Source organism: Kocuria sp. LHG3120, assembly GCF_049897445.1.
Classification (GTDB): Bacteria; Actinomycetota; Actinomycetes; order Actinomycetales; family Micrococcaceae; genus Kocuria; species Kocuria rosea.
Genome location: NZ_JAFCWG010000005.1, coordinates 225,791 through 248,680 on the forward strand (window position 1 = coordinate 225,791; position 22,890 = coordinate 248,680).

Consider the following 22,890-nt stretch of genomic DNA (forward strand, 5'->3'; position numbering starts at 1 on the left):
CTCCGCGGCCCCGCCGACGGGCCCCACCACAACCTCCGAGGAGCAGACATGAACCCCCAGCCGAGCATCGACGCCGTCCGAGACGTCCTGGTCGTGGGATCCGGTGCCATGGGCACCCAGATCGGGGCGGTCTTCGCCCTCGCCGGCTACACCGTCACCACCAGCGACCTCGACCCCGCCGCCCTCGAGCGGTCCCGGGGCGAGGTGCGCCGCCGCCTCGGCCGGCTCGCCGAGAAGGGCAGCCGGAGCCGGGCGGAGGTCGACGCCGCCCTCGCCCGGATGGCGTACACGACCGACTCCCTCGAGGCGGCCCGCACCACCGACTTCGTGCTCGAGGCCGCCGTGGAGCGCCTCGACATCAAGCGGCAGCTGTTCGCGGACCTGGACGAGGCCGCCCCCGAGCACGCGATCCTCGCGACCAACTCCTCGACCATCCCCTCGTCCCTGCTCACGGACGCGACCGGCCGCCCGGACCGGGTGTGCAACATGCACTTCTTCAACCCGGCGCTGGTCATGGCCTGCGTCGAGGTGGTGCGCAACCCGCAGACCTCCGACGCCACCGCGGAGACCACCACGGAGCTCGCCCGCCGGCTCGGCAAGCAGCCCGTCCGGCTCCACCACGAGGTCCCCGGCTTCGTGGCCAACCGCCTCCTCGGGGCCCTGCGAGACGAGGCGCTGCGCCTCGAGGCCGACGGCGTGGCGAGCTTCGAGGACATCGACGTGGCCGCGCGGACGGCCCTGGGCCATCCCATGGGGCCGTTCGAGCTCATGGACCTGGTCGGCATCGACGTGGCCTACCTGATCCGGCTGGCCCAGCACGAGCAGAGCGGGGACCCCGACGACCTCCCGCACCCCTCCGTGGAGAAGCTCTACGAGCAGGGCCGGTACGGCCGCAAGACCGGCCGCGGCTGGTACGAGTACGCCGGCTGAGCCCGGACGAGACGCGACGACGAAAAGAGAGAACATGAGCCAGTTCGAGGACGCCCACGACCTGCAGGAGATCTTCGGCCGCCCCGGCACGGGCCCGCTCGCCGGGGTGGTGGTGGCTGATCTCAGCCGCGTGCTCGCCGGCCCCTACTGCACCATGCTGCTGGCGGACATGGGCGCGACCGTCATCAAGATCGAGAGCACCGCCGGGGACGACGCCCGCGCGTGGGTCCCGCCCCACCGGGACGGCGAGAGCACGTTCTTCCTCTCGGTCAACCGCAACAAGCACTCCATCGCCCTGGACTTCTCGGACCCCGAGCAGCTCGCGGTCGTGGAGCGGATCATCGCCCGGGCGGACATCCTGGTGGAGAACTTCAAGCCCGGCGGCCTGGTGCGCTACGGCCTCGACTACGAGAGCGTCAGCGCCTGGCGCCCGGACCTCGTCTACGCCTCGATCACCGGCTTCGGCACCGCCGGCGGCGCCGACCTGCCCGGCTACGACCTCCTGGCCCAGGCCCTCTCCGGGATGATGAGCCTCACCGGCAGCCAGCACGGCGAGCCGTACCGGGCCGGCGTGGCCCTCTTCGACGTCATCACGGGCCTGCACGCCTCCACCGGCATCCTGGGCGCGTTCCACGAGCGGCAGTCCTCCGGGACGGGCCAGCACGTGGAGCTGAACCTGCTGACCTCGGCGCTGTCCGGGCTGGTCAACCAGTCCGCCGCCTACGTGGCCGGCGGCAGCGTCCCCACCCGGATGGGCAACGAGCACCCGAGCCTCTACCCCTACGAGCCCTTCCCCACCCGGGACAAGGACATGGTCATCGCGGTGGGCAACAACGGGCAGTTCGCGCGGCTGTGCCGGTGCCTCGGCGCGCCCGAGCTCGCCGAGGACGAGCGGTTCGCCACGGTGTCCGCGCGCAACGCCAACCGGGTGGAGCTGCGCCGGCTGATGATCGAGCGGCTCGCCGCCCGGGACGCCGAGGACTGGTTCGAGCTGCTCAAGGCGGTCAAGGTGCCCTGTGCCCCGATCCTGGGGGTGGACGAGGGCGTCCGGTTCGCGGAGGACCTCGGCCTGGACCCGGTGGTGCTGGCCGGGACGGGGGGCCGGGAGGTCCCCACGGTCCGCCACCCGGTCGACTTCAGCCGCACCCCGGTCGACTACACGCAGGCCCCGCCGCTGCTCGACGCCGACCGGGACCGCGTCCTGGCGTGGCTCGAGCGCGGCGAGCCCGCGGTCCGGCAGGCGTCGTGACCGCCGTGCACACCACCGTGCTGCCCGTGCGCTGGTCCGACCAGGACCTGAACCGGCACGTCAACAACGCCCGCGTGGTCACCCTGATCGAGGAGGCGCGGCTCTCGGCGGTCGCCTCCTGGCTGGGGGAGGACGGCGTCCCGGACCCCGCCCGGCCGCGCGTGGTGGTCTCCCTGACGCTCGACTACCTGCGCTCCATCGACCACGGCCCCGAGCTCACGGCCCGCGTCTGGGTCTGCCGCCTCGGCCGGTCGTCCTACACGGTGGCCTACGAGCTGGTCCAGCACGGGCAGGTCGCGGTCCGCGCCCGGACGGTGCTCGTGCAGAAGGACCCGGCCACGGGCCGCTCCACCCCGCTGCCGGCACCGGTGCGGGCCGCCCTGGAGGGCGTCGTCGTCCCGGAGCCGGAGCCGGACTCCGTGACCGTGCGTGCATGACCGTGTTCCGGAGGGGCCGGCCCGCCCTGCGGGCGCGGCGGATCGCCTATCCGGCGCTGCTGGCCACCACGGCGATGGGCACGATGTCCTCGAACGTGATCAACGCGCCGCTGTACGTCATCCAGACGGACCTCGGCATGACGGCCCAGCAGTCGGTGCTGGCCGTGAGCGCCTTCACGGTGGCCATGGCCACCGCCGTCCCGCTCGCCGGCTGGCTCGGCGACCGGCTCGGGGTCAAGACCTTCCTGATCTCGGCGCTGGGCGTCATGGTCCTCGCGGAGCTCACGGCGGCCGCGGCGACCGGCATGGAGTCGCTCGTGCTCGCCCGGATGGTGCAGGGCGCGGCGTGCAGCGCGATCCCGCCCTGCGTGCAGGCGGCCCTGGTCACCACCTGGCCGGAGCGGACCGCGCAGACCATGGGCGCCTGGGCCTCCGCCATCGGCGTGGGCCAGGCCGTGGGCCCGCCCTTCGGCGGCGTCCTCACCGAGGCGCTGAGCTGGCGCTGGGTCTTCGTGGTGCACGCCGGGCTGGTGCTCGTGCTGATGGTCCTCCTGGTGGCGTTCATGCCCCGGATCGGGCGGCGGCGCCCGCCGATGCACGTGGCCGCGATGGTCTGGCTCGTCCTCGGCGGCGGCTCGACGGCCGCGGCCGTGGTGCTGGCCGGGCAGTCCGGCCCCTGGTCCTGGGCGGCGGCGAGCGCGGTCTGCGCGGTGCTCGGCTGGTGGCTGTTCGCCCACCTCTGCCGGCGCCGGGCCCGGCGGGCCGCGTCCGGGGCGACGTCCCCGCGGCCCCTGCTGGACCCGGCCCTGCTGCGGGACCCCGCCTACCTCACGGCCGCGGCCGGAGCGGGGCTGGCGATGGGGTCCATGGCGGTGGCCATCGTGGCCGTGCCCCTGTTCCTCGCCTCGGACCTGGACCTGGGCCCGGCCCGGATCGGCGCCGTGGTCTTCACCCTGGCGCTCGCCATGACGGCGGCGGGACCCGTCGCGGCGCGGGTGGGCCGCCGGCACGGCAGCGGCGTCCAGCTCGGCCGTGGCGTCCTGATCCTCGTGGTCGCCGCCCCGGTGGTCACGCTGGCCATGGTCTCGTCCGGTCTGGGCGTGGCCCGCTGGGTGATCGTGTCCCTGGTGGTCCTGGGGCTCGTGCTCGCCGGGACCGGCATCGCCTTCGCCCAGAGCGCGGCGGCCACGGAGCTCCTGCTCTCGCCCGCCGGGGGCTCCGGGACCGCGATCGGCATCCACAACATGGTCCGCTTCCTCGCGATGGCCGTGGGCTACTCCGGGGTCTCCCTGGCGTGGGCCACCGGCGCCTCGCTCCTCGTCTTCCCCGCGGTCGCCCTGACCGCGCTGGGACTGCTCGCGATCCTGCGGGCCACCCGCCGGGAACGCCCGGCGGCACCGACCACTCCGACCACCGCGGGTCCTGGGACCCGCCGACGAAAGGACCGACCATGACCACCATCTCCAGCGCCCCCTCGACCGAGGCCCCGGCCGCCGTCCGCGCGGGCGCCGCGACCTCCGACTACTTCCGGCTGGACGACGACCTGACGCCCGAGGAGATCGCGATCCGGGACCGGGTCCGCGAGTTCGCCCAGCAGCGCGTGCTGCCCGTGATCAACGACTACTGGGAGCGCGCCGAGTTCCCCTGGGAGCTGGTGCCCGGGCTGGCGGAGCTGGGCATCATCGGCACCACGATCCAGGGCTACGGCTGCCCGGGGATGTCCCGCAAGGCCGCGGGCATGGTGGCCCGGGAGATGGCGAGGGCCGACGGCAGCATCAACACGTTCCTGGGCGTGCACGGCAACCTGTGCATGGGGGCGCTGAACATGTTGGGGTCCGAGGAGCAGAAGCAGCGCTGGCTGCCGGCGATGGCGCGGCTGGAGAAGACCGGCGCGTTCGCGCTGACGGAGCCGGAGCACGGCTCGGACTCGGTGGCCCTGGAGACCTCCGCCCGCCGCGAGGGCGAGGAGTGGGTGATCGACGGGCACAAGCGGTGGATCGGCAACGGGGACGCGGCCGACGTCGTCGTCCTGTTCGCGCGCAACACCGAGGACGGGAAGGTCAACGCGTTCGTCGTGGAGAAGGACGCCGAGGGCAACCACCCGGCCGGGTACCGGCCCGAGGTGATCACCGGCAAGGTCGGCAAGCGCGCGATCCAGCAGGCCGACATCGTGCTCGAGGGCCTGCGGGTCCCGGCGGGCAATCGCCTCGAGAACTGCCGGTCCTTCAAGGACGTCTCCCGGGTGCTGCAGGCCACCCGCGGCGGCGCCGCGTGGGAGGCGGTCGGCCACGGCATGGCGGCCTTCGAGATCGCCGCCGACTACGCCGCGACACGGCAGCAGTTCGGCCGGGCCATCGGCGGCTACCAGCTGGTCCAGTCGCGGCTGGCCAACATGCTCAGCGAGCTCACCACCATGCAGCTGCTCTGCGACCGCATGGCCGAGCTCGCCGACCGCGGTCAGCTGTCCAACGCGCAGGCCTCGATGGTGAAGATGGCCACGGCGCAGAAGGGCAAGTGGATCTGCAACGAGGCCCGGGACCTCCTGGCCGGCAACGGGCTGCTGCTCGAGAACCACGTCGTCCGGCACATGACGGACATGGAGGTCGTCTCCACCTACGAGGGCACCGACTCCATCCAGGCGCTGCTCGTGGGCCGGGACATCACCGGCATCTCGGCCTTCAGCTGAGCACCCCCCTTCGGCGAGGGGGCGGGGGTCACGGAGTGCCGGTCGCCGGGGCGGGCAGCGGGCCCCCGGGCGCGGGGAACACCGTCTCGGAGATCTCGATGACGGACTGCAGCGCCGGGTTGGCGTCCCCGCGGCGCCACAGGAGGCGGACCTCGACCGGCTTCTGCTCCTGCGTCAGCGGCTTGTAGACCACGCCCCGGGACGGCACGTTGTCCCGGACGCTGGAGAGGATGAGGGAGATGCCCATCCCGGCGCCCACGAGGACCACGAGCGTCCAGGAGTCCGGGGCCACCTGGACGATGCGCGGGACGAACCCCGCGTTCATCGCCAGGGTGTTGAGCCGGTTGGGCAGCGTGGCCCCCGCCCCGCCGGGCAGCACGATCCACGCCTCCCCGGCGAGGTCCTCGACGTCGACCGTCTCGCGGACGGCCAGCGGGTGGCTCTCCGGGAGGGCGATGAGCAGCTCCTCGAGCGCGACCAGCCGGGAGCTGATCTCCGCGGGCAGGAAGTCCCACCGGCCGATCACGATGTCGAGGGAGTCGTCCAGGACCTTCTCCAGGCCCAGGTAGGAGAACTGCGAGCTGTAGAGCTCCAGGCTGATCCCGGGGCGACGGCGCCGGACCTGGCGCGCCAGCTCGCCCACCGCCTGGTTCACCGAGGCCCCGGCGAAGCCGAGCCGCACCCGCCCGGTCTCGCCCGCCTGGGACTTCCGGACCACGTCCTTCATGCGCTGCGCGAGCATCACCAGCTCCCGGGCCGGCTCGAGCAGGGCCTCGCCCTGCGGCGTCAGGGTCACGTGGCGGGTGTTGCGCTCGAACAGGGTGGCGCCCAGCTCGGACTCCAGCTGCCGGATCAGGCGGCTGAGGGGCGGCTGCGCCATGTGCAGGCGCTTTGCCGCGCGGCCGAAGTGCAGCTCCTCCGCGACGGCGAGGAACGCCTGGGCCTTGTGGACTTCCATCCGGCCAGACTAGGTCGTGCGCGAGGGGCAGCACGGGAGTGCCGGCGTCGCAATTGTCATTTGTGGGGCTTGCCCGCCCGTCCGTGGCATGCTTCGTCTCGTTATGAGGATCGTCATGCTCCGGAAACACGACGTGCCCGATGCAGTAACACGCACTTCCTACCGTCGGAGCTGAACCGCTCGCCCCGCCCCCAAGGAGCAGCCCATGACCGAGCACGCCGGACCAGGACCCGCGCCCGTGGTGCCGCACGCCCGGCGGCCGGTCCTCCGGGTGGTCGGCGGCACCGCTGCCGCCCCCGCCCGCCCCGAGCCCCTCCGCGCCGAGCCGGACCCCGAGGACGCCGCCCGGGCCCGCGCCGCGGCCGCGCGGGCCGCCCACCCCTCGTCCGGCCTGGGCGTCCCAGGCTTCCAGCGCCCGCAGCCGGGGGGTCCCGCGCAGGACGGACGCCCGGCGGCCGAGACCCCCGCGGCACCCCCGGCGGAGGAGGGGCACGACGTCCCCGCCCACGACGTCCCCGCCCTCGACGGGCTCGGCCCGCACGTGGTCACGGGCCCGGTGCTCCTGCCGGCGGCCCGCTCCGGAGACGCGCTCAAGGTCGAGGTGCTCCGGGTCGCGGACCCCGGCGCGTCCGGCGCTCCGCTCGGAACCGGGTGCACCGCCTACCTGCCGGTCCGTGCGGACGGGACCGCCTTCTGCCCCCGGGAGCTCCACCGGGCCCTCGGCGCGGCCGGGCAGCCCCTGCGCGGCACCTTCCGGGTGACCGTGTGCCGGACCGGCGCCCAGGACGTGCCCGCCGTGGCGCACCGGCAGCCGTTCGCCGAGACCGACGAGCACTGGATCGTCGTCGGGCGCTCCGGGACGGAGGACGCCGACGAGCAGACGTTCTGCCTGACCGCGGCCATGCAGCAGGCCGTGCGGGCCGGGGTGGACTTCCTGGCCCGGGACCGCGGCATGGACCGGCCCATCGCCCACGCCTATCTCTCCAGCGCCGCGGAGTTCGCCGTCACCCGGCTGGAGGACAGCTCCGCGGGCGCCCACGGCCGGATCCGCAAGGCCGACTTCCGCTGAATCAGCACCTCGCCACGGGTTCCGCCGACCCGCCCCGATCGATGTGCATTCGTAACCGTCATATTTCGCATGGGACATGCCGGACCCCCCGGTGACCCCTACTGTGGGTGACGCAGGTCACGCGGGCGTCCGTGCGCGGTCCCGACAACGAGGTCGGGCTGTCGCCGCCGGTAGCACCACGGCCGGGGCGCCCGGTGACCTGTCCAACCCCCGCTCCCGCCCTCGGCGCTCGCCGTCACGGCCCGGAAACACGGGGACCCCGAACCGGAAACACGCTCTCCCTATGGTCGTAGGCGTTCGAGAAAGCCGCCCCTGACCGCAGGAGACACCCATGAGTGAGCACTTCGCCCGCCGCGCCGCCGACGAACTCCAGCGGGGTCTGGGGCGGCGCACCTTCTTCCGGGCGGCCACCGCCGTGGCCGCCGCCGGCGCGGTCACCGGCACCGGGGCCGGCGCGGCCTCCGCGGCCGTCCCGATGGGCGCCCAGCACCCGAAGGGCGGCCGCCCCGGCTTCCGGGGCTCCGTCCTGCAGCCCGGGAAGGGCAGGATCCCCGGGGACCACTACCTGCCCTCGGACGTGGACAGCGTGCTGTGGGGCTACGTCCCGTCCGTGGATGCCGAGCCCTCGCTGCGCATGCGCTCGGGGCGCACGGTCACCATCGACGCCGTCTCCCACGAGGGGATCCTCGAGGACCAGGGTCGGGACCCGGTGGAGTTCTTCGGCGCGCAGGGGGTCTCCCGCGCCCGGGTCCTGGACGACGCGGTGGAGATCGCCCGTGACTACGACCGCACCGAGCGGGACTTCGACCGGGACGGCCCGCACGTGGTGACCGGCCCGGTGTTCGTCGAGGAGGCGCGGCCCGGGGACGTCCTGAAGATCGAGACCCTGCACGCCGACCTGCGCGTGCCGTACGGGGTGGTCTCGAGCCGCCACGGCAAGGGCGCGCTGCCGGGCCCCGCCCGCGGCGGGCCGGTGGCCGACATCCTCGTCGAGGACGTGCTGCCGGCGGTGGGCACGGACGGCCGGTCCACGGGCAACCCGCAGGAGTACGGCAACGTCTCCACGTTCACCCCGGTGGAGCACGGTCAGGGCGTCATGGCCGGCGGGGCCGTGCGGTTCCCGCTGCGCCCGTTCATGGGCATGATGGGCGTCGCATACCAGCAGGGCTCCGGGCCCACCGACGACCTGCTCAACTCGATCCCGCCGACGCTGGGCGGCGGCAACATCGACATCCGCCACCTCGGCGTGGGCTCCACCTTCTACCTGCCCGTGCAGACGGACGGCGCCCTGTTCTACGTGGGGGACCCGCACATGGCCATGGGCGACGGCGAGGTGGCGCTCACCGCGATGGAGGGCTCGCTGCGCGGCACGTTCCGGCTCACGGTCTGCAAGGCCGGGGAGGGGGACGCGCCCTCCGTGGCCCACTCCTATCCGTTCGCGGAGACGGACGAGCACTGGATCCCGATCGGGCTCTCCGACCCGGACGGCGCGGCCGGCGGGGAGCAGAACTCCGATCTCGACGTGGCGATGCGCCGGGCCGTGCTCAACGCCCTCGACTTCCTCGAGCAGGACAAGGGCATGGAGCGCGCCGTGGCCTACGCCTACCTCTCGGCCGCCGCGGACTTCGCCATCTCCCAGGTGGTGGACCGCACCGTGGGGGTGCACGGGCTGATCCGCAAGGCGGACTTCGACCGCTCCTGAGCCCGCGCTGTCGATCTGCGGGCATGACCTCTAGTCTGCGGGCATGACCTCGTCCGCCCGGCCGGCAGCACCGGCCGCCTCCCTGCCGCGCACGATCGCCCGGGTGCTCCTCGGGCTCGTCCTGCTCGGCGCCGGGATCAGCCACCTCACGGTGGCCCGCCAGGAGTTCACGGCCCAGGTTCCCGAGTGGCTGCCCGTGCCCGACGACGCCGTGGTGCTGGGCTCCGGGGTGGTGGAGATCGTCCTCGGCGCGGCGCTGGTGGTCCTGCCCCGGCGGCGGGTGCTGCTCGGGTGGCTCGCCGCGGCGTTCTTCGTGGCCGTGTTCCCGGGCAACGTCTCGCAGTACCTCACGCGCACGGACGCCTTCGGTCTGGACACCGACCGCGCCCGGGCCGTGCGGCTGCTGTTCCAGCCGCTGCTCGTGCTGTGGGCCCTGTGGTCCACCGGGGCGTGGCGGTCGTGGCGCCGCTCGCGCCGGGATCAGTCTCGGCGGTCGGCGTAGCGCTCGGCCCAGCGGTCCCGCACGCGCCGGTACAGGGTGAACGTCCCGAGGTAGGCGAGGGCCGCGAGCACCACGACGGGCAGCCACTCCTGGGCGTCCACGGTGGTCAGCAGCGCCCCGGCCGAGGTCAGCACCAGGGCCAGGACGAGCAGGGTCGCGACGATCGACTTCACGGGCGTCCTTCCGGGGCGCGGCGGCGTTGCGGGGCCCTTCCAGCGTAGCGGCCCGGCACGCGCGGCCCGGGGGGCTCAGCAGGCCTCGGCGAGCGCGCGGCCGGTCCCGTCCGCGGGAGAGGTCGCCGGAGAGTTCGCGGAGGAGTGCGCGGGGGACGTCGCGGGGATGTCGCCCAGGTGCAGCAGGTCCACCACGTCCGCCTCGTCGAGGGCCGCCTCGCGGGCCAGGAGGGTGATCGGCACGCCGTGGCGCACGGCCAGGCGGAGCTCGTCGCGCAGGGACTCGAGGGCCTGGTCCAGCCGCCAGCGCTCGACCTCGAGGCCGGCCTCGTAGGCGCACAGGCGCCGGGCCTGCTCCTGGGTGTCCTGGGCGTCCGGGGCGGCAAGAGGCCCGGCGTCCGCCAGGGCCTGGTCGAAGGACCACTCGGCGTTCTCGACCCGTCCGGCCGCGGCGAGGACGCGCCGGGTGAAGAACGGGCGGAACAGCATCGCCTCGCCGTCGGGGACGATCGAGGGCACCGTGCCTCCGGGGACCGGCGTCTCCTGCAGGAAGCCGCAGGCGCAGGCGTGCACCCGCCGGCCGTCGATCGCCGCCTGGGCCACGGCGTGGTTGACGTGGTCCTGCACCCCGGCGAAGTCGAGGGTGCGCACCGGCATGGGCTCGCCGCAGTGCACGGGGGCGGCGGGAACCGCCCCGGGGTCGTTCCGGACCGCCCGGAGGGGGGAGTGCTCTGTCGTCTCGACGGTGGATCCGGGGTGCAGCTGCTGGCTCATCTTCCGACCTCTTCCTCACGTACCCTGCGGTGTTCCTCTGCGACGGCGTGCGCTCCCTCACAGGACCACACGATCCCATCGAACAGCAGTATTACTAGATTGTCTAGTTATCAGTTCATCTGATTTGTAGATCACCTACACTGGACGCATGAGCGCACATCCCAGCACCTCGTCCGGCTACTGGTACGCCGCCGAGGGTGACCGTCCTCCGGCCGTGCAGGTGCTCGAGGCCCTGCGGGCCTACCGGGCGGCCGAGTCCGCCATGCGGCTGCGCACCCGCGACTCCATGGGCATGGGGGAGAAGGATGTGCTGGCCCTGCGCTACCTGCTGGAGGCCGACCGCGCCGGGACCCCCATGAGCCCCCGGGACCTGGCGAGCAAGCTGGGCATCTCCTCGGCCTCCACCACCACGCTGCTGGACCGGCTCTCCCGCAGCGGCCACGTGGCCCGCCGCCCCCACCCCACGGACCGGCGGGCGCTGGTGATCGTGGCCACCCAGGAGGCCGACTGCGAGGTCCGCTCCACCCTGGGCGCCATGCACGAGCGGATGCTCCGTGCCGCCCGGGACCTGTCCGCCGAGGAGGCCGCCACCGTGACCGCCTTCCTGCACGCGATGGCCGAGGCGGTCGAGGCCGTCGACGAGCGGCAGCTCCACGAGCACGTCGAGGACTGCCGGCACCCCGGACCCGGGGCCGCCTGAGCCGGCGCCCGCAACATCGGCGACGGCCTCAAGAGCTGACCGGGGCGCGCACGCCGGTCCCCGCCCTCCGAACCGAGGGCGGGGACCGGCGTCGTCATGGCCGGGACCCCGGCGGACCCGTCAGTGGGTCGGGAAGCCCAGGTTGATCTGGGACTCCGAGGGCTCGGGCCAGCGCGTGGTCACGAGCTTGCGGCGGGTGTAGAAGTTGAACGCCTCCGGCCCGTACATGTGGGTGTCGCCGAAGAGGGAGTTCTTCCAGCCGCCGAACGAGAACGCGCCGATCGGCACCGGGATGGGGACGTTGACCCCGACCATGCCGACCTCGATCTCGAACTCGAACTGCCGGGCCGTCTTGCCGTCGCGGGTGAACACCGCCACCCCGTTGGCGAACTGGTTGGTGTTGATCAGCCGCACGGCCTCCTCGTAGGTGTCCACCCGCACCACGGACAGGACCGGGCCGAAGATCTCCTCGTCGTAGGCCTTCATCCCGGGCCTCACGTGGTCCAGCAGCGAGACGCCGGTGAAGAACCCCTCGCCGTCGAACTCCTGCTGCGTGCCGTCGACGACGACGGTCGCACCCTCGGCCTCCGCCCCGGTCACGTAGCCGTTGACCCGGTCCAGGGCCGCCCTCGTGATGAGCGGGCCCATCTCGGAGGCCGGGTCGGTGCCGTCCCCGATGGTCAGCTTCGCGATCCGCTCCTTCAGCCGCTCGATCAGCGGGTCGGCCACGTCCCCCACGGTGACGAGCACCGAGACCGCCATGCAGCGCTCCCCGGCGGAGCCGTAGGCGGCCGAGATCGCGGCGTCGGCGGCCCCGTCCAGGTCGGCGTCCGGCATGACCACCATGTGGTTCTTCGCCCCGCCCAGGGCCTGGACGCGCTTGCCGTGCTGCGCCGAGGTCTCGTAGATGTACCGGGCGATGGGGGTGGAGCCCACGAAGGACACGGCCTTGACCAGCGGGTTGGTCAGCAGCTCGTCCACGGCCTCCTTGTCCCCGTGCACCACGTTGAGCACCCCCGGGGGCAGCCCGGCCTCGGCGAAGGCCTCGGCGATCCACACCGCCGCCGAGGGGTCCCGCTCGGAGGGCTTGAGGATCACGGTGTTCCCGGCGGCGATCGCGGTGGTGATCATCCACAGCGGGACCATGGCGGGGAAGTTGAACGGGGTGATGCAGGCGACCACGCCCACCGGCTGGCGGGTCTGGTGCACGTCCACCCCGGTGGCGGCCTGCTCGAGGAACTCCCCCTTCATGTGGTGCATGAGTCCCGCGCAGAACTGCACGTTCTCCAGCCCGCGGGCGACCTCGCCGGCCGCGTCCGAGAGGACCTTGCCGTGCTCGGCGGTGATGATGGCGGCCAGCTCCGGGGTGCGCTCCCGGATGATGTTCTCGACCTTGAACATGATCGCCGAGCGCTTCGACAGTCCGGTGGCCCGCCATCCGGGCAGGGCGAGCTCGGCGGCCTCCACCGCGGTGGCGACGTCCTCGGCGGAGGCCAGCAGCACCTGCTTGGCCACCTGCCCGGTCGCGGGGTTGTAGACGTCCGCGGTGCGCCCGGGCCCGCCGTGGCGCTTCCCGTCGATGAAGTGCTCGATGACCGCGCCGGTGGTCCGGGGGTCCTGGGCGCCCCGCTCGGCGTCCTGCTGCGCGCGGGCCTCGGCGTCCTGCTTGGTGTTCTGCATGGTGTCCTCCTCGGTCGTGGTGGTCTCGGCGCCGTTCAGGCCTTGTCCGGGTCCCAGCCCGGGATCTTCCCGTCCGGCGCGGCGTACTTGGTGATGAGGGAGCAGTCCTTGTCCCCGAGCCCCTCGTCGATGAGCTGCTGCAGCCTCTCGGCCACGAGCTTGGCGGCGGGCAGCTCCACGCCGGTCTGCTCGCCCGCCATGAGTGCCAGGCCGGCGTCCTTGGCGGCGAGGGCGGCGCTGAAGGTGGCCTCGAAGTTCTTGTTCGCCGCGGCGGAGTCCACGATGCCGGGCACGGGGTACCAGGTCTGCAGCGCCCAGGAGTTGCCCGAGGACACCGAGGCGATGTCCCAGAACACCTGCGGGTCCAGGCCCAGCCGGTCGGCGAGCACGGAGCCCTCGGCGCAGGCCTCGAGGCAGATGAACAGCATCATGTTGTTGACGATCTTGGCGGCCTGGCCCGTGCCGGCGTGGCCCGTGGCCACGATCTTGCGGGCCATGGGCTCGATGAACGTCCGGGCCTGCTCCACGACGTCGGGCTTCCCGCCGACCATGAAGGTCAGGGTGGCCGCGGCCGCGCCGCTGATCCCGCCGGAGACCGGCGCGTCCACGAAGCGGAAGCCGGCGTCCTCGGCGGCCCGGTGGAGCTCCTCCGCGGTCTCCACGTCGATGGTGGAGCTGTCGATGAGCAGCGCGTCCTTCGGGGCGAGCGCGATCACGCCGCTGTCGCCGAGGTAGACGGCGCGGGCGTGCTCGCCCTTGGGCAGCATCGTGAACACGACGTCGGCGCCCTGGAGGGCCTCCTCCAGCGTGTCGAAGGTCTGCACGCCGCGGTCGCGGGCGGCCGCCATGGCGTCGGCGCTGACGTCGTGGCCGCGGACGTCGTGGCCCGCCCTGGCGAGGTTGGCGGACATCGGGTTGCCCATGTGGCCGAGGCCGATCCAGGTGATGGTGGTCATCGGGGAGTCCCTTCTGCAAGGTGTCGAGGGTGTCGGGAGCTGGGGGTCGTGCACAGCGCGCCCAGCGGCGGACCGGGGGACCGGTCCGCCGCTGGGCGCGGGTGGGTGCGGAGGTCGGGGATCAGGAGGTCCGGTCCTCGGCGGACTTCTCCTCGGAGAGCCGGCGCCGGTCCTCGGCGTCGATGTCCTGCAGGGAGATGCCCTTGGTCTCGCGCAGCGTCCACACCGCGAAGAGGGTGATGAGGCAGGCGATGGCGATGTAGATCGCGATCGGCACCCAGGAGTTGAACTCGCGCAGCAGGGCGGTGGCGATGATCGGGGCCAGCGAGCCGGCCACGATCGAGGTCACCTGGTAGCCCAGGGAGACGCCCGAGTAGCGCATCCGGGTGGGGAACATCTCGGCCATGATGGCCGGCTGCCCGGCGTACATGAGCGCGTGGATCATCAGGCCGATGGTGATGGCCGCCAGGATGATGAAGCTGTTGTCCGTGTTGAACATCGGGAAGGCGATGAACGCCCAGAAGATGCCGAGGAAGGCGCCCGCGGCGTACATCGGGCGGCGGCCCACCCTGTCGGTGGCCCGGCCGACGAGCGGCACGCAGATCGCGTGGATCACGTGGGCGATCAGCAGCAGGAGCAGGATCCGGCTGGTGTCCACGTCACGCTGGGTGGACAGGTAGGTGATCGAGAAGGTGACCACCACGTAGTAGAGGATGTTCTCGGCGAAGCGCAGGCCCATGGCGCCGAAGACGCCGCGGGGGTAGCGGCGGAAGACCTCGCCCACGCCGTAGGCGGCGGACTTCTCCTCGCGGACCTCCTGCTGGGCCTCCTTGAAGATCGCGGCGTCCGTCACGTGGGTGCGGATGTAGTAGCCGATGGCCACGATGACGATCGAGAGCCAGAAGCCCACGCGCCAGCCCCAGGAGAGGAAGGCCTCCTCGGAGAGGGTGAAGGACAGGGTGAGCAGCACGACGGTGGCCAGCAGGTTGCCCAGCGGCACGGCGGCCTGCGGCCAGCTGGACCAGAAGCCGCGCTCCTTGTTGGGGGAGTGCTCGGCCACGAGCAGGACCGCGCCGCCCCACTCGCCGCCCACCGCGAAGCCCTGCACGAAGCGCAGGACCACCAGCATGGCGGGGGCCCAGTAGCCGACCTGCTCGAAGCCGGGCAGGCAGCCCATGAGGAAGGTGGCGGCGCCGACCATGACGATCGAGATCTGCAGCAGGTGCTTGCGCCCGTACTTGTCGCCGAAGTGGCCGAAGACGATGCCGCCCAGCGGGCGGGCGATGAAGCCGACCGCGTAGATCAGGAACGCCTTGAGGATGCCGTCCAGCGGGTTGCCGGTGTCCACGAAGAAGAGCTGGCCGAAGACCAGGGTGGACGCGGTGGCGAAGAGGAAGAACTCGTACCACTCCACGACCGTGCCGGCCATCGAGGCCGCCACGACCTTCTTCAGCCCGCCCCGGTTCTCGGGGGAGTCGTTCGGGTCCGCCGACGCGGCGACCCTGTCCTCGGTGCTCATGTGGTTCTCCTCCTGCTGGGGAAACGGTGACGGTGGTCACAATGTTTGCCTACAGTGTGCGGATATGTGGTGCGCTTCACAATGACCATGCGCTCGCGGCGCCTGTGCAAAAATGCACATGCCGCCCGGACGTGTGCGTTCCCCCGGGCCGGTCCAGCCCCCGGGAGGAGAAGCCCCTTGTCGCACGGTGCCGACGACCTCCTGCTGCTGCTCGCGGTGGTCCGCCACGGCTCCTACGCCGGCGCCGCCGCGGACCTCGGGCTCAGTCACACGACCGTGTCGCGGCGGATGGCGGCGCTCGAGAAGACCGTGGGCGCCCGGCTGCTCGTGCGCACCGGGGAGATGTGGGAGCCCAGCGAGCTGGGCCGGAAGTTCGTGGCCGCCGGCGAGGAGATCGAGGCGGCGCTGGGCTCCCTCCCGCTCGGCGCGGGCGGGCGCGGCAGCACCGTCAACGGCGTGGTGCGGGCGCTGGCCCCGGACGGCTTCGGCGGCGTGGTGATGGGCGCGGCCATGCGGCGGCTCATCGAGGAGCACCCCGGGGTGCGGCTGGAGATGATCAACGCGGCACGGCGGGCGCAGACGAATCCGGTGGGCATCGACCTGGAGGTGGTCGTCGGGCGCCCGGAGGTCTCCCGCAAGGAGGCCTTCCACCTGGCGGACTACTCCCTGGGCGTCTACGCCTCCCGGGACTACCTGGCCGCCCACCCGGCCATCCGCACGCCCGACCAGGTGCAGGAGCACCCGCTCATCTACTTCGTGGACTCCATGCAGGACGTCGCGGAGCTGGACATCCCGCGCCGGCGGTTCCCGCGGATGCGCCAGGGCGTGGGCGCGACGTCCTCCGTGGTGCACGTGGAGCTCACCCGGGCGGGCGCCGGGGTCGGGCTGCTGCCCTGCTATCTCGCCGAGCGGGCCGGGGACCTGGTCCGGCTCTTCCCCCAGGAGCTGTGGTTCCCCGTGGAGTACTGGGTGGTCTCCCGCGCCGACCTGCTGCGCCGGCCCGCCGTGCGGGCGGTCATGACCGCGATCCGCGCGGCCGTGGCCGACATGAAGGACGAGCTCATCGCCGCCCCGGCGGCGCAGTCCCCGGCGAGCTCCCGCGACTGACCGCGTGCGGGCTGCCCCTACCGGGAGCGGAGGATGTCGAAGACCGAGGAGTCGTCGTGCCGGCCGTGGCCCTCGCGGCGGCCGCGCACGTAGAGCTGCTCGGCCGCCGAGGCCAGCGGCACCGGCTGGGCGACCGCCCGGGCGGCGTCGGTGACCAGGCCCATGTCCTTGACAAAGATGTCCAGGGCGGAACGGACCTCGGCCTGCTCGCCCTGCAGCATCCGCGGCCCGCGGTCCTCGAACATGAAGGACGTGGCGGCCCCGGTGGAGAGGACCTCCAGGCACTGCGCCGGGTCCAGGCCCATGGAGTCCGCCAGGGCCAGCGCCTCGCCCGCCACGGCGATGTGCACCCCGCACAGCAGCTGGTTGACCACCTTGAACCGCTGCCCGTCGCCCACCCGGGGGCCGACGAGCGGGGCGTTGGCGGCCATCGCGTCCAGCAGCGGCCGGACCGCGGCGACGTCCTGGGCCGCGCCGCCGACCATCACGAGCAGGTCCCCGGTGGCGGCGCGCGCCGTGCCGCCGGACACCGGGGCGTCGACGACCCGCCGGATGCCGCGGCCCTCGAGGCCCTGCACGGCGGACTCCACGGCCTGGGGGCCGACGGTCGCCATCACGAGCAGGACCGTGTCCGGGTCCAGGGCGTCGGCGATGCCGCGCTCGCCGAACAGGACGTCGTGCAGCTGCGCCCCGGTCGCGACCATGACGACGACGACGTCCGCGCCGGCCGCCGCCTCCCGGGGGTCGACCAGCAGCTCCAGGGCGGCGCCCACGACCTCCCCGGCGCGGGGGGAGACGTCGAAGCCGCGGACGGGGAAGCCGGCGCGGGCCAGGGTGAGGGCCATGGGGGCGCCCATGGCGCCCAGCCCCAGGAAGCCGACGGACAGGGGTGTGCTCATGACGGGTTCTCCTGGGGATCAGTGGTGCGGGTGTGTGCGGCGGCCCGGTCGAGGACCTCCACGACGTCGGCGAGGGCACTCTCGGTGCCCACGTTGCCGGGGAAGACCACATAGGGCCCGCCCCGGGTGGTATCCGGGGCGTCGGTGGGCTGGAACATGGAGATCTGGCCGGGGAAGAACTGGCCGGCCACGGTGGCCCGGCGGATGCCGAGACCGCGGTGGGCCACCTCGTGGGAGGTGATCCCGCCCTTGGCCACGACCCACGCCGGGCGGGCCTGCGCCACCCCGTGCACGACCTCCACGAGCGCGTCGGAGACCGACCGGGCGATGGCCAGCGACTCGTCGGGGTCGTCCGTGCGCACGAGCTCGCGGCTGGTCCACACGACCGCGTCGCTGGTCCGCAGCGCCTCGGTGATCCGCGCGACGGCGTCGGCCACGTAGCCGGGGCGGGCGTCGTCGTCGAGCAGGGTGGGCACGTGGAGCTCGACCTCGAAGAGGTCGCGGCGGGTCCGCAGCTCGGCGAGCTGGCGGTTGGTGAGCCCCACGTGGGAGCCGACCGCCACGAGTCCGTGCGGCAGCCGCCCGGGGCCCACCACGATGTCCTCCGGGCCGAGCTCGCGCGAGCCGGTCAGCCCGGCCAGGGGCCGCACGAAGGACGGGCCGCACCGGGTGACGAACGTGCGGCCCTCGGCCTCGAGGACGGCCAGGGCCTGCGCCACGGTGTCGAGGTCCGCGTACTCCGTGGCGTTGACGACCACCCAGGCCCGGTCCCGGGCCCGGCGCAGGATGCCGGCGACCGCGTCCACGCCCCCGGAGCGGATGTCCGTCAGGCCGATGGAGAGGATCGCGTCCCGGTCCAGCGTCCCGCCGGAGCGCTCCACGAGGAAGTCCTTGAGGTCGGAGGAGGAGTAGCCGAAGGTGGCGTCCGCGGCGAAGTCGGTCTCCCCCACGGGCATGGGGCGGCCCTGCAGGACCGCGTAGTGGACGTCGTCCTCGGTGTAGCGGCCGGCCTCGAGCATGGCCGGGGCGAGGAGGAACCCGTCGACGGCCACCCCGTGCCGGGCGAGGACGTCGGCGAGGGCCGTGGGCTCGGCGATGACGTGCCCGCGCAGCGTGGAGTCGCTGCGGGAGACGAGGTGGGGCAGCGGCAGGTGCTCGGCGGCGAGGGCCTCCAGCACCGCGGAGACGAGCTCGGTGTTGATCGCCACGGCCTCGGCCTCGGGCCGGGCCCGGCTGTTGGTGAGCACGAAGCAGGTGCGTCCGGGGTGCCGGACGACGTCGAGGACAGGGGCGGGGTCGAGCTCCAGGACGACGTCGACGTCGTGGACGCACTGGGAGCCGGTCGGGTCGTCGTCGAGCACGAGCAGGGTCCGGGGAGCGGTCATGCGGGGACTTCCTCTCGGAGAGCGGTCAGGACGGTCCTCAGGTCCCGGTCGGTTCCAAACCGACACTCCACCTGTAAGATGTCAGACATGCTATGTGTCGTGGGACACGTGGTCAACGGCAGGAATGCCGCGCGCGGCCGGGGGAGTCGTCCCTCGACAGCTCGGACATCTGACATTTCGTGATTGATAGGATCCCCTGTCACGGGCGGAGCACGCAGGAGCTGCCCTCCGCCGTCCACCTCACCGCAGAGGAGCACCATGGCCCGCCCGTCCCTGGTCGACCAGGTCGCCGACGCCCTCCTCGACCGGATCGTCGCCGGGGACCTCCCCCCGGGCTCGGTGGTGCCCGGCGAGATCGACCTCAGCGCGGAGCACCAGGTCAGCCGCATGACGGTGCGGGAGGCGGTCAGGACCCTGGGTGCCCAGCACATCCTCCGCGTGGAGCGCGGCCGCGGGACCTTCGTGAACCCCGTGGCCCAGTGGGCGTCCCTGGACGCGGTCATCCGGGCGGTCTCCGAGGGGCAGGACGACGCGGCGGCCGCCGTGCAGCTGATCGAGCTGCGCCGCTTCCTGGAGGCCGGCGCCTGCGAGCTGGCGGCCGGACGGCTGTCCGCCGCCGAGCTGGCCGGGCTGGCCCGGGACGCCGACGCCATGGAGGACGCCCACCGCGCCCAGGACGTGGCGGCCTTCGTGCGTGCCGACCTGCGCTTCCACGAGCGCATCCTGCAGGCCTCCGGCAACGTGTTCATCGCCGTCCTGTTCGCACCGCTGCACCGGGTGCTGGAGGAGCGGCGGGCCCAGACCTCCCGGGTGCCCGAGATCCAGGCCCACGCCATCGCCGAGCACCGCAGGATCGTCGCCGCCCTGGACTCCGCCGACCCCGTGCGGGCCCGGAAGGCCATGGACGAGCACATGCAGCAGACGCTCGCCGACCTGAAGACCTACGTGCTCGGGGACCTCTCCCCGGCCGACCGCTGAACGACACCTGACGAAGGACTGTGCCCGTGCGCGCCAACCTGCTCGACGTCGTCACCTCCGCCCTCGACGCCCGCACCGCCGTGCCGGCGCTGAGCACCTACGACTTCACCACGGCCCAGGCCGTGGTGGCCGCCAGCGAGCGCGCGGACCGCCCCGTGATCCTCCTGGTCCCGCCGAAGGCGGCCGCCGGGACCGGCGGCCGGCGCCTCGTCACCGCCCTGCGCCACCTGGCCGACGACGCCGCCACCCCCGTGTGCGTGCAGCTGGACCACGCCGTCGACCTGGGGCTCGTCGAGCAGGCCGTGGCGGCCGGTGCCGACGCCGTCCTGGCCGACGGCTCCGCCCTGCCCCACGCCGAGAACGCCGCGTTCGTCGCCCGCGCCCGCGAGCTGGCGGGCCCCGGCGTGGTGGTCGAGGCGGAGCTCGGCGGCCTCCCCGGCGACGAGGACACGGCCCGGACCTCCGCGGCCGGCGGCATGACCGATCCCGATGCGGTCCCCTCCTTCCTGGCCGCGTCCGGGGCGGACCTGCTGGCCGTGAACGTGGGCAACGTGCACGGGCACTACCAGGGCACCCCGCGCCTGCACTGGAGCCGCCTCGAGCAGATCTGCGAGGCCGCCGACCGCACCCCCCTCGTGCTGCACGGCGCCTCCGGGATCCCCGAGACCATGCTGGTCCGCGCGCCCCTGGCGGGCATCGGCAAGATCAACATCAACACCGAGCTGCGCTCGGCGGTCCTCGCAGCCCTGGCGGACCGGCTCGAGGAGCGCCAGCACGAGGGCCTGGACCTCTGGGCGCTGCTGGGCGACTGGACCGGGGCGGTGCGCGAGTTCACCGCGCTGGCCCACGCGCTCACCACCGCCGAGGCCCGCTCCAGGAATTCCTGAGCACCGGTCCGTCGTTGTCGCCTACCGTGCCCCGTGCCCCGGGGCCCGGTCCGCCGGCCGCCTCCGGAGCACCGGCAGGCACCACCAGCACCGATCACGACCAGAGGAGTTCCCCATGGAGTACACCCGACTCGGCAGTTCCGGCCTCTACGTCTCCCGGCTGGCCCTGGGCACCATCCCCTTCGGCTCCGGCGGAGGGTTCGAGAAGATCGCGGGCCTCGGCCCGGACGAGGCCCGCCGCCAGGTCGACGAGGCCCTGGACCGCGGCGTGAACTTCATCGACACCGCCAACCTGTACTCCGCCGGGGACTCGGAGCGCGTCCTGGGCGAGATCCTGGGGAGCCGGCGGGACGACGTCGTCCTCACCTCCAAGGCGCGGACCCCCACCGGGGACGGCCCGAACGACGGCGGCGCCAGCCGCCTCCACCTCACCCGCGCGGTCGAGGACAGCCTCGAGCGGCTGCGGACCGACCACCTCGACCTGCTCTACATCCACCAGTGGGACGGCCAGACCCCGATCACCGAGACCATCGCCACCGCCGACGAGCTGATCCGGGCCGGGAAGATCCGGTACTGGGGCGTGTCCAACTACAACGGGTGGCAGCTGGCCAAGACGGTCTACGAGGCCCGGGCGGCGGGGCTGCAGGGCCCGATCGCGCACCAGGCGTACTACACGCCCGAGGCCCGGGAGATCGAGTACGAGATCGTCCCGGCCGCCCGGGACCTCGGGATCGCGACCTTCGGCTGGAGCCCGCTGGGCGAGGGGCTGCTCAACGGCAGGGTCCGCCGCGGCGCCGAGACCCCGGCTGACACCCGTCAGGGCACCGGCTGGCCGGAGCCCCACGTGGTGGACCGGGACCGCGCCTACGACCTGATCGAGCTCTTCGACGTGATCGCCGGGGAGCTCGGCTGGACGATCCCCCAGGTGGTGATCTCCTGGATCCTGGGCCGCCCGGGCATCGACGGCACCGTGATCGCCGCGCGGAGGTTCGAGCACCTCACGGAGGACCTCGACGCCGCCGAGCTGATGCTGCCGCAGGAGGCCCGGGACCGCATCACCACGGCGTCGCAGCTGCCCGCCTACTACCCGCTCTGGCACCGGCTGCTCAACGGCCAGGACCGGCCCGAGCCCGCGGAGGCGGAGTTCTACGCCGAGCAGCGGGGCCACGTCTTCGGGGGGGACCAGGCCTGATCCCACCGGCCTCCACCTCGGGGTGGATTCCCCTGGACGGCCCGAGAACTACCCTGTGGACATGACCTCGCACCCTCCGCCCCGGCCGGCGCCCTGGCAGACCGGTGCCCCGTCCGCCCGCCCGGGCGGCGGGCCTCCGGTTCCGCGGTCCGGCGGTCCGACGACGACGCCGCTCACCCACTCGGAGTTCTACCGCACGCCCCGCAACCGCTGGTGGAAGGGCCTGGTCAGCATCCTGGCCGTGAGCGCGGCGATCCTGCTGATCTCGGTCGTGGTGTCCTTCGGCGCCGTGGCGATCGAGCTCCTGCGGGGCACCATGAGCACGGAGGAGCTCGCGAGCGGACAGATCGGGATGACCCCGGTGCTGCTGCTGGCCACCAACCTGGCGCTGATCGCCTCGGCCGCCGTCGCGGTGGTCCTGCACCGGTACCTGCACCGGCAGCCGGTCGGCACGCTGCACGCGGTGGAGGGTCGCTTCCGGTGGGGCTGGCTGGGGCGGGCGGCCGTCGTCGTCGTCCCCCTGTTCGTGGGCTACGCGGCGGTGGTGGCGCTCCTCGAGGCCCCGGGGCCGCTGGCCCTGGACGCGACCGCGTGGGCCTTCCTCGCGATCGTCCTGCTGACCACGCCCCTGCAGGCGGCGGCCGAGGAGTACATGTTCCGCGGGGTGATCCAGCGCGCGGCGGGCTCGTGGGTCTCCGGGGCGGTCCCGTCCCTCCTGCTCGGCACCCTCGTGAGCGCGGCGGCCTTCTCGATCGCGCACTTCGCCACGGACGGGTGGCTCATCGCGTACTACTTCGTCTTCGGGGTCGCGATGTCGCTGCTGACCCACTTCACGGGCGGGCTCGAGGCGGCCTCGCTCGTGCACGCGGCGAACAACGTGGTGCTGTTCCTCGTGTCCACGCTCACGGGGCAGATGGGCGAGGCGGTCGACCGCTCCGCCGGCGTGGGCGGCCCGTTCATGCTGGCGCCGATGCTCGTCATCGCCGCCGTCGCGGCCGTGCTGATCCTGCTCGGCCGGAGGCGGGGGCTGCAGCGCCGGGCCGTGCCGCCGGCGACCGCCTGAGGCCGCGCCGCGGCCGCACCTTGATGGGACCCCGCGGCCGACAC

At 73.3% G+C, this 22,890-nt stretch carries 22 protein-coding genes; 14 read left to right on the plus strand and 8 right to left on the minus strand.

The features are described from left to right. Nucleotides 1–48 precede the first annotated feature (48 nt). The 5 genes from ACP7CD_RS11885 to ACP7CD_RS11905 are packed head-to-tail and all read left to right on the plus strand — an operon-like array spanning nt 49 to nt 5,302. Complete coding sequence (locus ACP7CD_RS11885) at nt 49–930, plus strand: 3-hydroxyacyl-CoA dehydrogenase family protein (RefSeq protein WP_272026360.1); 882 nt, start codon at nt 49–51, stop codon at nt 928–930. 34 nt (nt 931–964) lie between these two features. Then, entirely contained in the window at nt 965–2,179 is a 1,215-nt protein-coding gene (locus ACP7CD_RS11890; protein WP_272026359.1) for a CaiB/BaiF CoA transferase family protein, read from the plus strand. Then, entirely contained in the window at nt 2,176–2,616 is a 441-nt protein-coding gene (locus tag ACP7CD_RS11895; protein ID WP_426120244.1) for an acyl-CoA thioesterase, read from the plus strand. The genes ACP7CD_RS11890 and ACP7CD_RS11895 overlap by 4 nt, the downstream gene beginning before the upstream one ends. Continuing rightward, on the plus strand, nt 2,613–4,070 hold the full coding sequence (locus ACP7CD_RS11900) for an MFS transporter (RefSeq protein ID WP_426120245.1): 1,458 nt from the start codon (nt 2,613–2,615) through the stop codon (nt 4,068–4,070). The genes ACP7CD_RS11895 and ACP7CD_RS11900 overlap by 4 nt, the downstream gene beginning before the upstream one ends. After that, nucleotides 4,067–5,302, plus strand: a complete 1,236-nt coding sequence (locus ACP7CD_RS11905) for an acyl-CoA dehydrogenase family protein (protein ID WP_197722648.1) — start codon at nt 4,067–4,069, stop codon at nt 5,300–5,302. The genes ACP7CD_RS11900 and ACP7CD_RS11905 overlap by 4 nt, the downstream gene beginning before the upstream one ends. Nucleotides 5,303–5,330: 28 nt before the next feature. Here ACP7CD_RS11905 and ACP7CD_RS11910 read toward each other — a convergent pair whose 3' ends face one another. Next, nucleotides 5,331–6,260 carry a LysR family transcriptional regulator gene (locus tag ACP7CD_RS11910; RefSeq protein WP_176337142.1) on the minus strand — a complete coding sequence of 310 codons (930 nt, stop codon included), beginning with the start codon at nt 6,258–6,260 and terminating at the stop codon, nt 5,331–5,333. Between the two features lie 205 nt (nt 6,261–6,465). Between ACP7CD_RS11910 and ACP7CD_RS11915 the strand changes: the two genes are divergently transcribed. The 3 genes from ACP7CD_RS11915 (at nt 6,466) to ACP7CD_RS11925 (ending at nt 9,533) form a co-directional block, all read left to right on the plus strand. Continuing rightward, on the plus strand, nt 6,466–7,329 hold the full coding sequence (locus ACP7CD_RS11915) for a hypothetical protein (protein WP_109243583.1): 864 nt from the start codon (nt 6,466–6,468) through the stop codon (nt 7,327–7,329). Between the two features lie 331 nt (nt 7,330–7,660). Then, complete coding sequence (locus ACP7CD_RS11920) at nt 7,661–9,031, plus strand: acetamidase/formamidase family protein (protein WP_109243584.1); 1,371 nt, start codon at nt 7,661–7,663, stop codon at nt 9,029–9,031. Between the two features lie 43 nt (nt 9,032–9,074). Further along, entirely contained in the window at nt 9,075–9,533 is a 459-nt protein-coding gene (locus ACP7CD_RS11925) for a DoxX family protein (RefSeq protein WP_017831824.1), read from the plus strand. On the opposite strand, the gene ACP7CD_RS11930 is transcribed toward ACP7CD_RS11925, so the two are convergent. Further along, a complete protein-coding gene (locus tag ACP7CD_RS11930; protein ID WP_017831825.1) occupies nt 9,512–9,706 on the minus strand; it encodes a hypothetical protein in 195 nt (64 codons plus the stop codon). The genes ACP7CD_RS11925 and ACP7CD_RS11930 overlap by 22 nt on opposite strands. Nucleotides 9,707–9,781: 75 nt before the next feature. Continuing rightward, on the minus strand, nt 9,782–10,480 hold the full coding sequence (locus tag ACP7CD_RS11935) for a hypothetical protein (RefSeq protein ID WP_336650135.1): 699 nt from the start codon (nt 10,478–10,480) through the stop codon (nt 9,782–9,784). A 148-nt stretch (nt 10,481–10,628) separates the two neighbouring features. Between ACP7CD_RS11935 and ACP7CD_RS11940 the strand changes: the two genes are divergently transcribed. Continuing rightward, the gene (locus ACP7CD_RS11940; protein WP_336650136.1) at nt 10,629–11,180 is read left to right on the plus strand and encodes a MarR family winged helix-turn-helix transcriptional regulator; all 552 of its coding nucleotides are present in this window, start codon (nt 10,629–10,631) and stop codon (nt 11,178–11,180) included. Between the two features lie 120 nt (nt 11,181–11,300). Here ACP7CD_RS11940 and ACP7CD_RS11945 read toward each other — a convergent pair whose 3' ends face one another. The 3 genes from ACP7CD_RS11945 to ACP7CD_RS11955 all read right to left on the minus strand — a co-directional run bounded on the left by ACP7CD_RS11945 (nt 11,301) and on the right by ACP7CD_RS11955 (nt 15,335). Continuing rightward, nucleotides 11,301–12,860, minus strand: a complete 1,560-nt coding sequence (locus tag ACP7CD_RS11945; protein ID WP_241975644.1) for a CoA-acylating methylmalonate-semialdehyde dehydrogenase — start codon at nt 12,858–12,860, stop codon at nt 11,301–11,303. Nucleotides 12,861–12,895: 35 nt separating this feature from the next. Further along, a complete protein-coding gene (gene mmsB / locus ACP7CD_RS11950; protein WP_272026352.1) occupies nt 12,896–13,816 on the minus strand; it encodes a 3-hydroxyisobutyrate dehydrogenase in 921 nt (306 codons plus the stop codon). Nucleotides 13,817–13,937: 121 nt separating this feature from the next. Continuing rightward, nucleotides 13,938–15,335: an MFS transporter gene (locus ACP7CD_RS11955; protein ID WP_017831831.1), complete on the minus strand. Its 1,398-nt coding sequence runs from the start codon at nt 15,333–15,335 to the stop codon at nt 13,938–13,940. 177 nt (nt 15,336–15,512) lie between these two features. On the opposite strand from ACP7CD_RS11955, the gene ACP7CD_RS11960 reads away from it, so the two are divergent. After that, nucleotides 15,513–16,442 carry a LysR family transcriptional regulator gene (locus tag ACP7CD_RS11960; protein ID WP_272026350.1) on the plus strand — a complete coding sequence of 310 codons (930 nt, stop codon included), beginning with the start codon at nt 15,513–15,515 and terminating at the stop codon, nt 16,440–16,442. A gap of 17 nt (nt 16,443–16,459) precedes the next feature. On the opposite strand, the gene ACP7CD_RS11965 is transcribed toward ACP7CD_RS11960, so the two are convergent. Then, entirely contained in the window at nt 16,460–17,341 is an 882-nt protein-coding gene (locus ACP7CD_RS11965) for an NAD(P)-dependent oxidoreductase (RefSeq protein WP_426120246.1), read from the minus strand. Then, a complete protein-coding gene (locus tag ACP7CD_RS11970) occupies nt 17,338–18,726 on the minus strand; it encodes a four-carbon acid sugar kinase family protein (RefSeq protein ID WP_426120247.1) in 1,389 nt (462 codons plus the stop codon). Before ACP7CD_RS11970 ends, ACP7CD_RS11965 begins: the two co-directional genes overlap by 4 nt. A gap of 258 nt (nt 18,727–18,984) precedes the next feature. Here ACP7CD_RS11970 and ACP7CD_RS11975 point away from each other — a divergent pair, with 258 nt between their 5' ends. From ACP7CD_RS11975 to ACP7CD_RS11990, 4 genes are all read left to right on the plus strand, one after another. Further along, a complete protein-coding gene (locus tag ACP7CD_RS11975; protein ID WP_426120248.1) occupies nt 18,985–19,704 on the plus strand; it encodes a FadR/GntR family transcriptional regulator in 720 nt (239 codons plus the stop codon). A 26-nt stretch (nt 19,705–19,730) separates the two neighbouring features. Continuing rightward, a complete protein-coding gene (locus ACP7CD_RS11980) occupies nt 19,731–20,591 on the plus strand; it encodes a class II fructose-bisphosphate aldolase (RefSeq protein ID WP_426120249.1) in 861 nt (286 codons plus the stop codon). A 115-nt stretch (nt 20,592–20,706) separates the two neighbouring features. After that, complete coding sequence (locus ACP7CD_RS11985) at nt 20,707–21,783, plus strand: aldo/keto reductase (protein ID WP_426120250.1); 1,077 nt, start codon at nt 20,707–20,709, stop codon at nt 21,781–21,783. A 61-nt stretch (nt 21,784–21,844) separates the two neighbouring features. After that, nucleotides 21,845–22,846, plus strand: coding sequence for a CPBP family intramembrane glutamic endopeptidase (locus ACP7CD_RS11990; protein WP_426120251.1), 1,002 nt, complete (start codon nt 21,845–21,847; stop codon nt 22,844–22,846). The last annotated feature ends 44 nt before the right edge of the window (nt 22,847–22,890 follow it).

Bases quoted from the DNA above. Each gene is read 5' to 3' on its own strand.
- ACP7CD_RS11975 (WP_426120248.1), top strand. From the start codon at position 18,985: ATGGCCCGCCCGTCCCTGGTCGACCAGGTCGCCGACGCCCTCCTCGAC.
- ACP7CD_RS11920 (WP_109243584.1), top strand. From the start codon at position 7,661: ATGAGTGAGCACTTCGCCCGCCGCGCCGCCGACGAACTCCAGCGGGGT.
- ACP7CD_RS11990 (WP_426120251.1), top strand. From the start codon at position 21,845: ATGACCTCGCACCCTCCGCCCCGGCCGGCGCCCTGGCAGACCGGTGCC.
- ACP7CD_RS11940 (WP_336650136.1), top strand. From the start codon at position 10,629: ATGAGCGCACATCCCAGCACCTCGTCCGGCTACTGGTACGCCGCCGAG.
- ACP7CD_RS11985 (WP_426120250.1), top strand. From the start codon at position 20,707: ATGGAGTACACCCGACTCGGCAGTTCCGGCCTCTACGTCTCCCGGCTG.
- ACP7CD_RS11885 (WP_272026360.1), top strand. From the start codon at position 49: ATGAACCCCCAGCCGAGCATCGACGCCGTCCGAGACGTCCTGGTCGTG.
- ACP7CD_RS11925 (WP_017831824.1), top strand. From the start codon at position 9,075: ATGACCTCGTCCGCCCGGCCGGCAGCACCGGCCGCCTCCCTGCCGCGC.
- ACP7CD_RS11890 (WP_272026359.1), top strand. From the start codon at position 965: ATGAGCCAGTTCGAGGACGCCCACGACCTGCAGGAGATCTTCGGCCGC.
- ACP7CD_RS11910 (WP_176337142.1), bottom strand. From the start codon at position 6,260: ATGGAAGTCCACAAGGCCCAGGCGTTCCTCGCCGTCGCGGAGGAGCTG.
- mmsB (WP_272026352.1), bottom strand. From the start codon at position 13,816: ATGACCACCATCACCTGGATCGGCCTCGGCCACATGGGCAACCCGATG.
- ACP7CD_RS11905 (WP_197722648.1), top strand. From the start codon at position 4,067: ATGACCACCATCTCCAGCGCCCCCTCGACCGAGGCCCCGGCCGCCGTC.
- ACP7CD_RS11900 (WP_426120245.1), top strand. From the start codon at position 2,613: ATGACCGTGTTCCGGAGGGGCCGGCCCGCCCTGCGGGCGCGGCGGATC.
- ACP7CD_RS11945 (WP_241975644.1), bottom strand. From the start codon at position 12,860: ATGCAGAACACCAAGCAGGACGCCGAGGCCCGCGCGCAGCAGGACGCC.
- ACP7CD_RS11955 (WP_017831831.1), bottom strand. From the start codon at position 15,335: ATGAGCACCGAGGACAGGGTCGCCGCGTCGGCGGACCCGAACGACTCC.
- ACP7CD_RS11965 (WP_426120246.1), bottom strand. From the start codon at position 17,341: ATGAGCACACCCCTGTCCGTCGGCTTCCTGGGGCTGGGCGCCATGGGC.
- ACP7CD_RS11915 (WP_109243583.1), top strand. From the start codon at position 6,466: ATGACCGAGCACGCCGGACCAGGACCCGCGCCCGTGGTGCCGCACGCC.
- ACP7CD_RS11935 (WP_336650135.1), bottom strand. From the start codon at position 10,480: ATGAGCCAGCAGCTGCACCCCGGATCCACCGTCGAGACGACAGAGCAC.
- ACP7CD_RS11970 (WP_426120247.1), bottom strand. From the start codon at position 18,726: ATGACCGCTCCCCGGACCCTGCTCGTGCTCGACGACGACCCGACCGGC.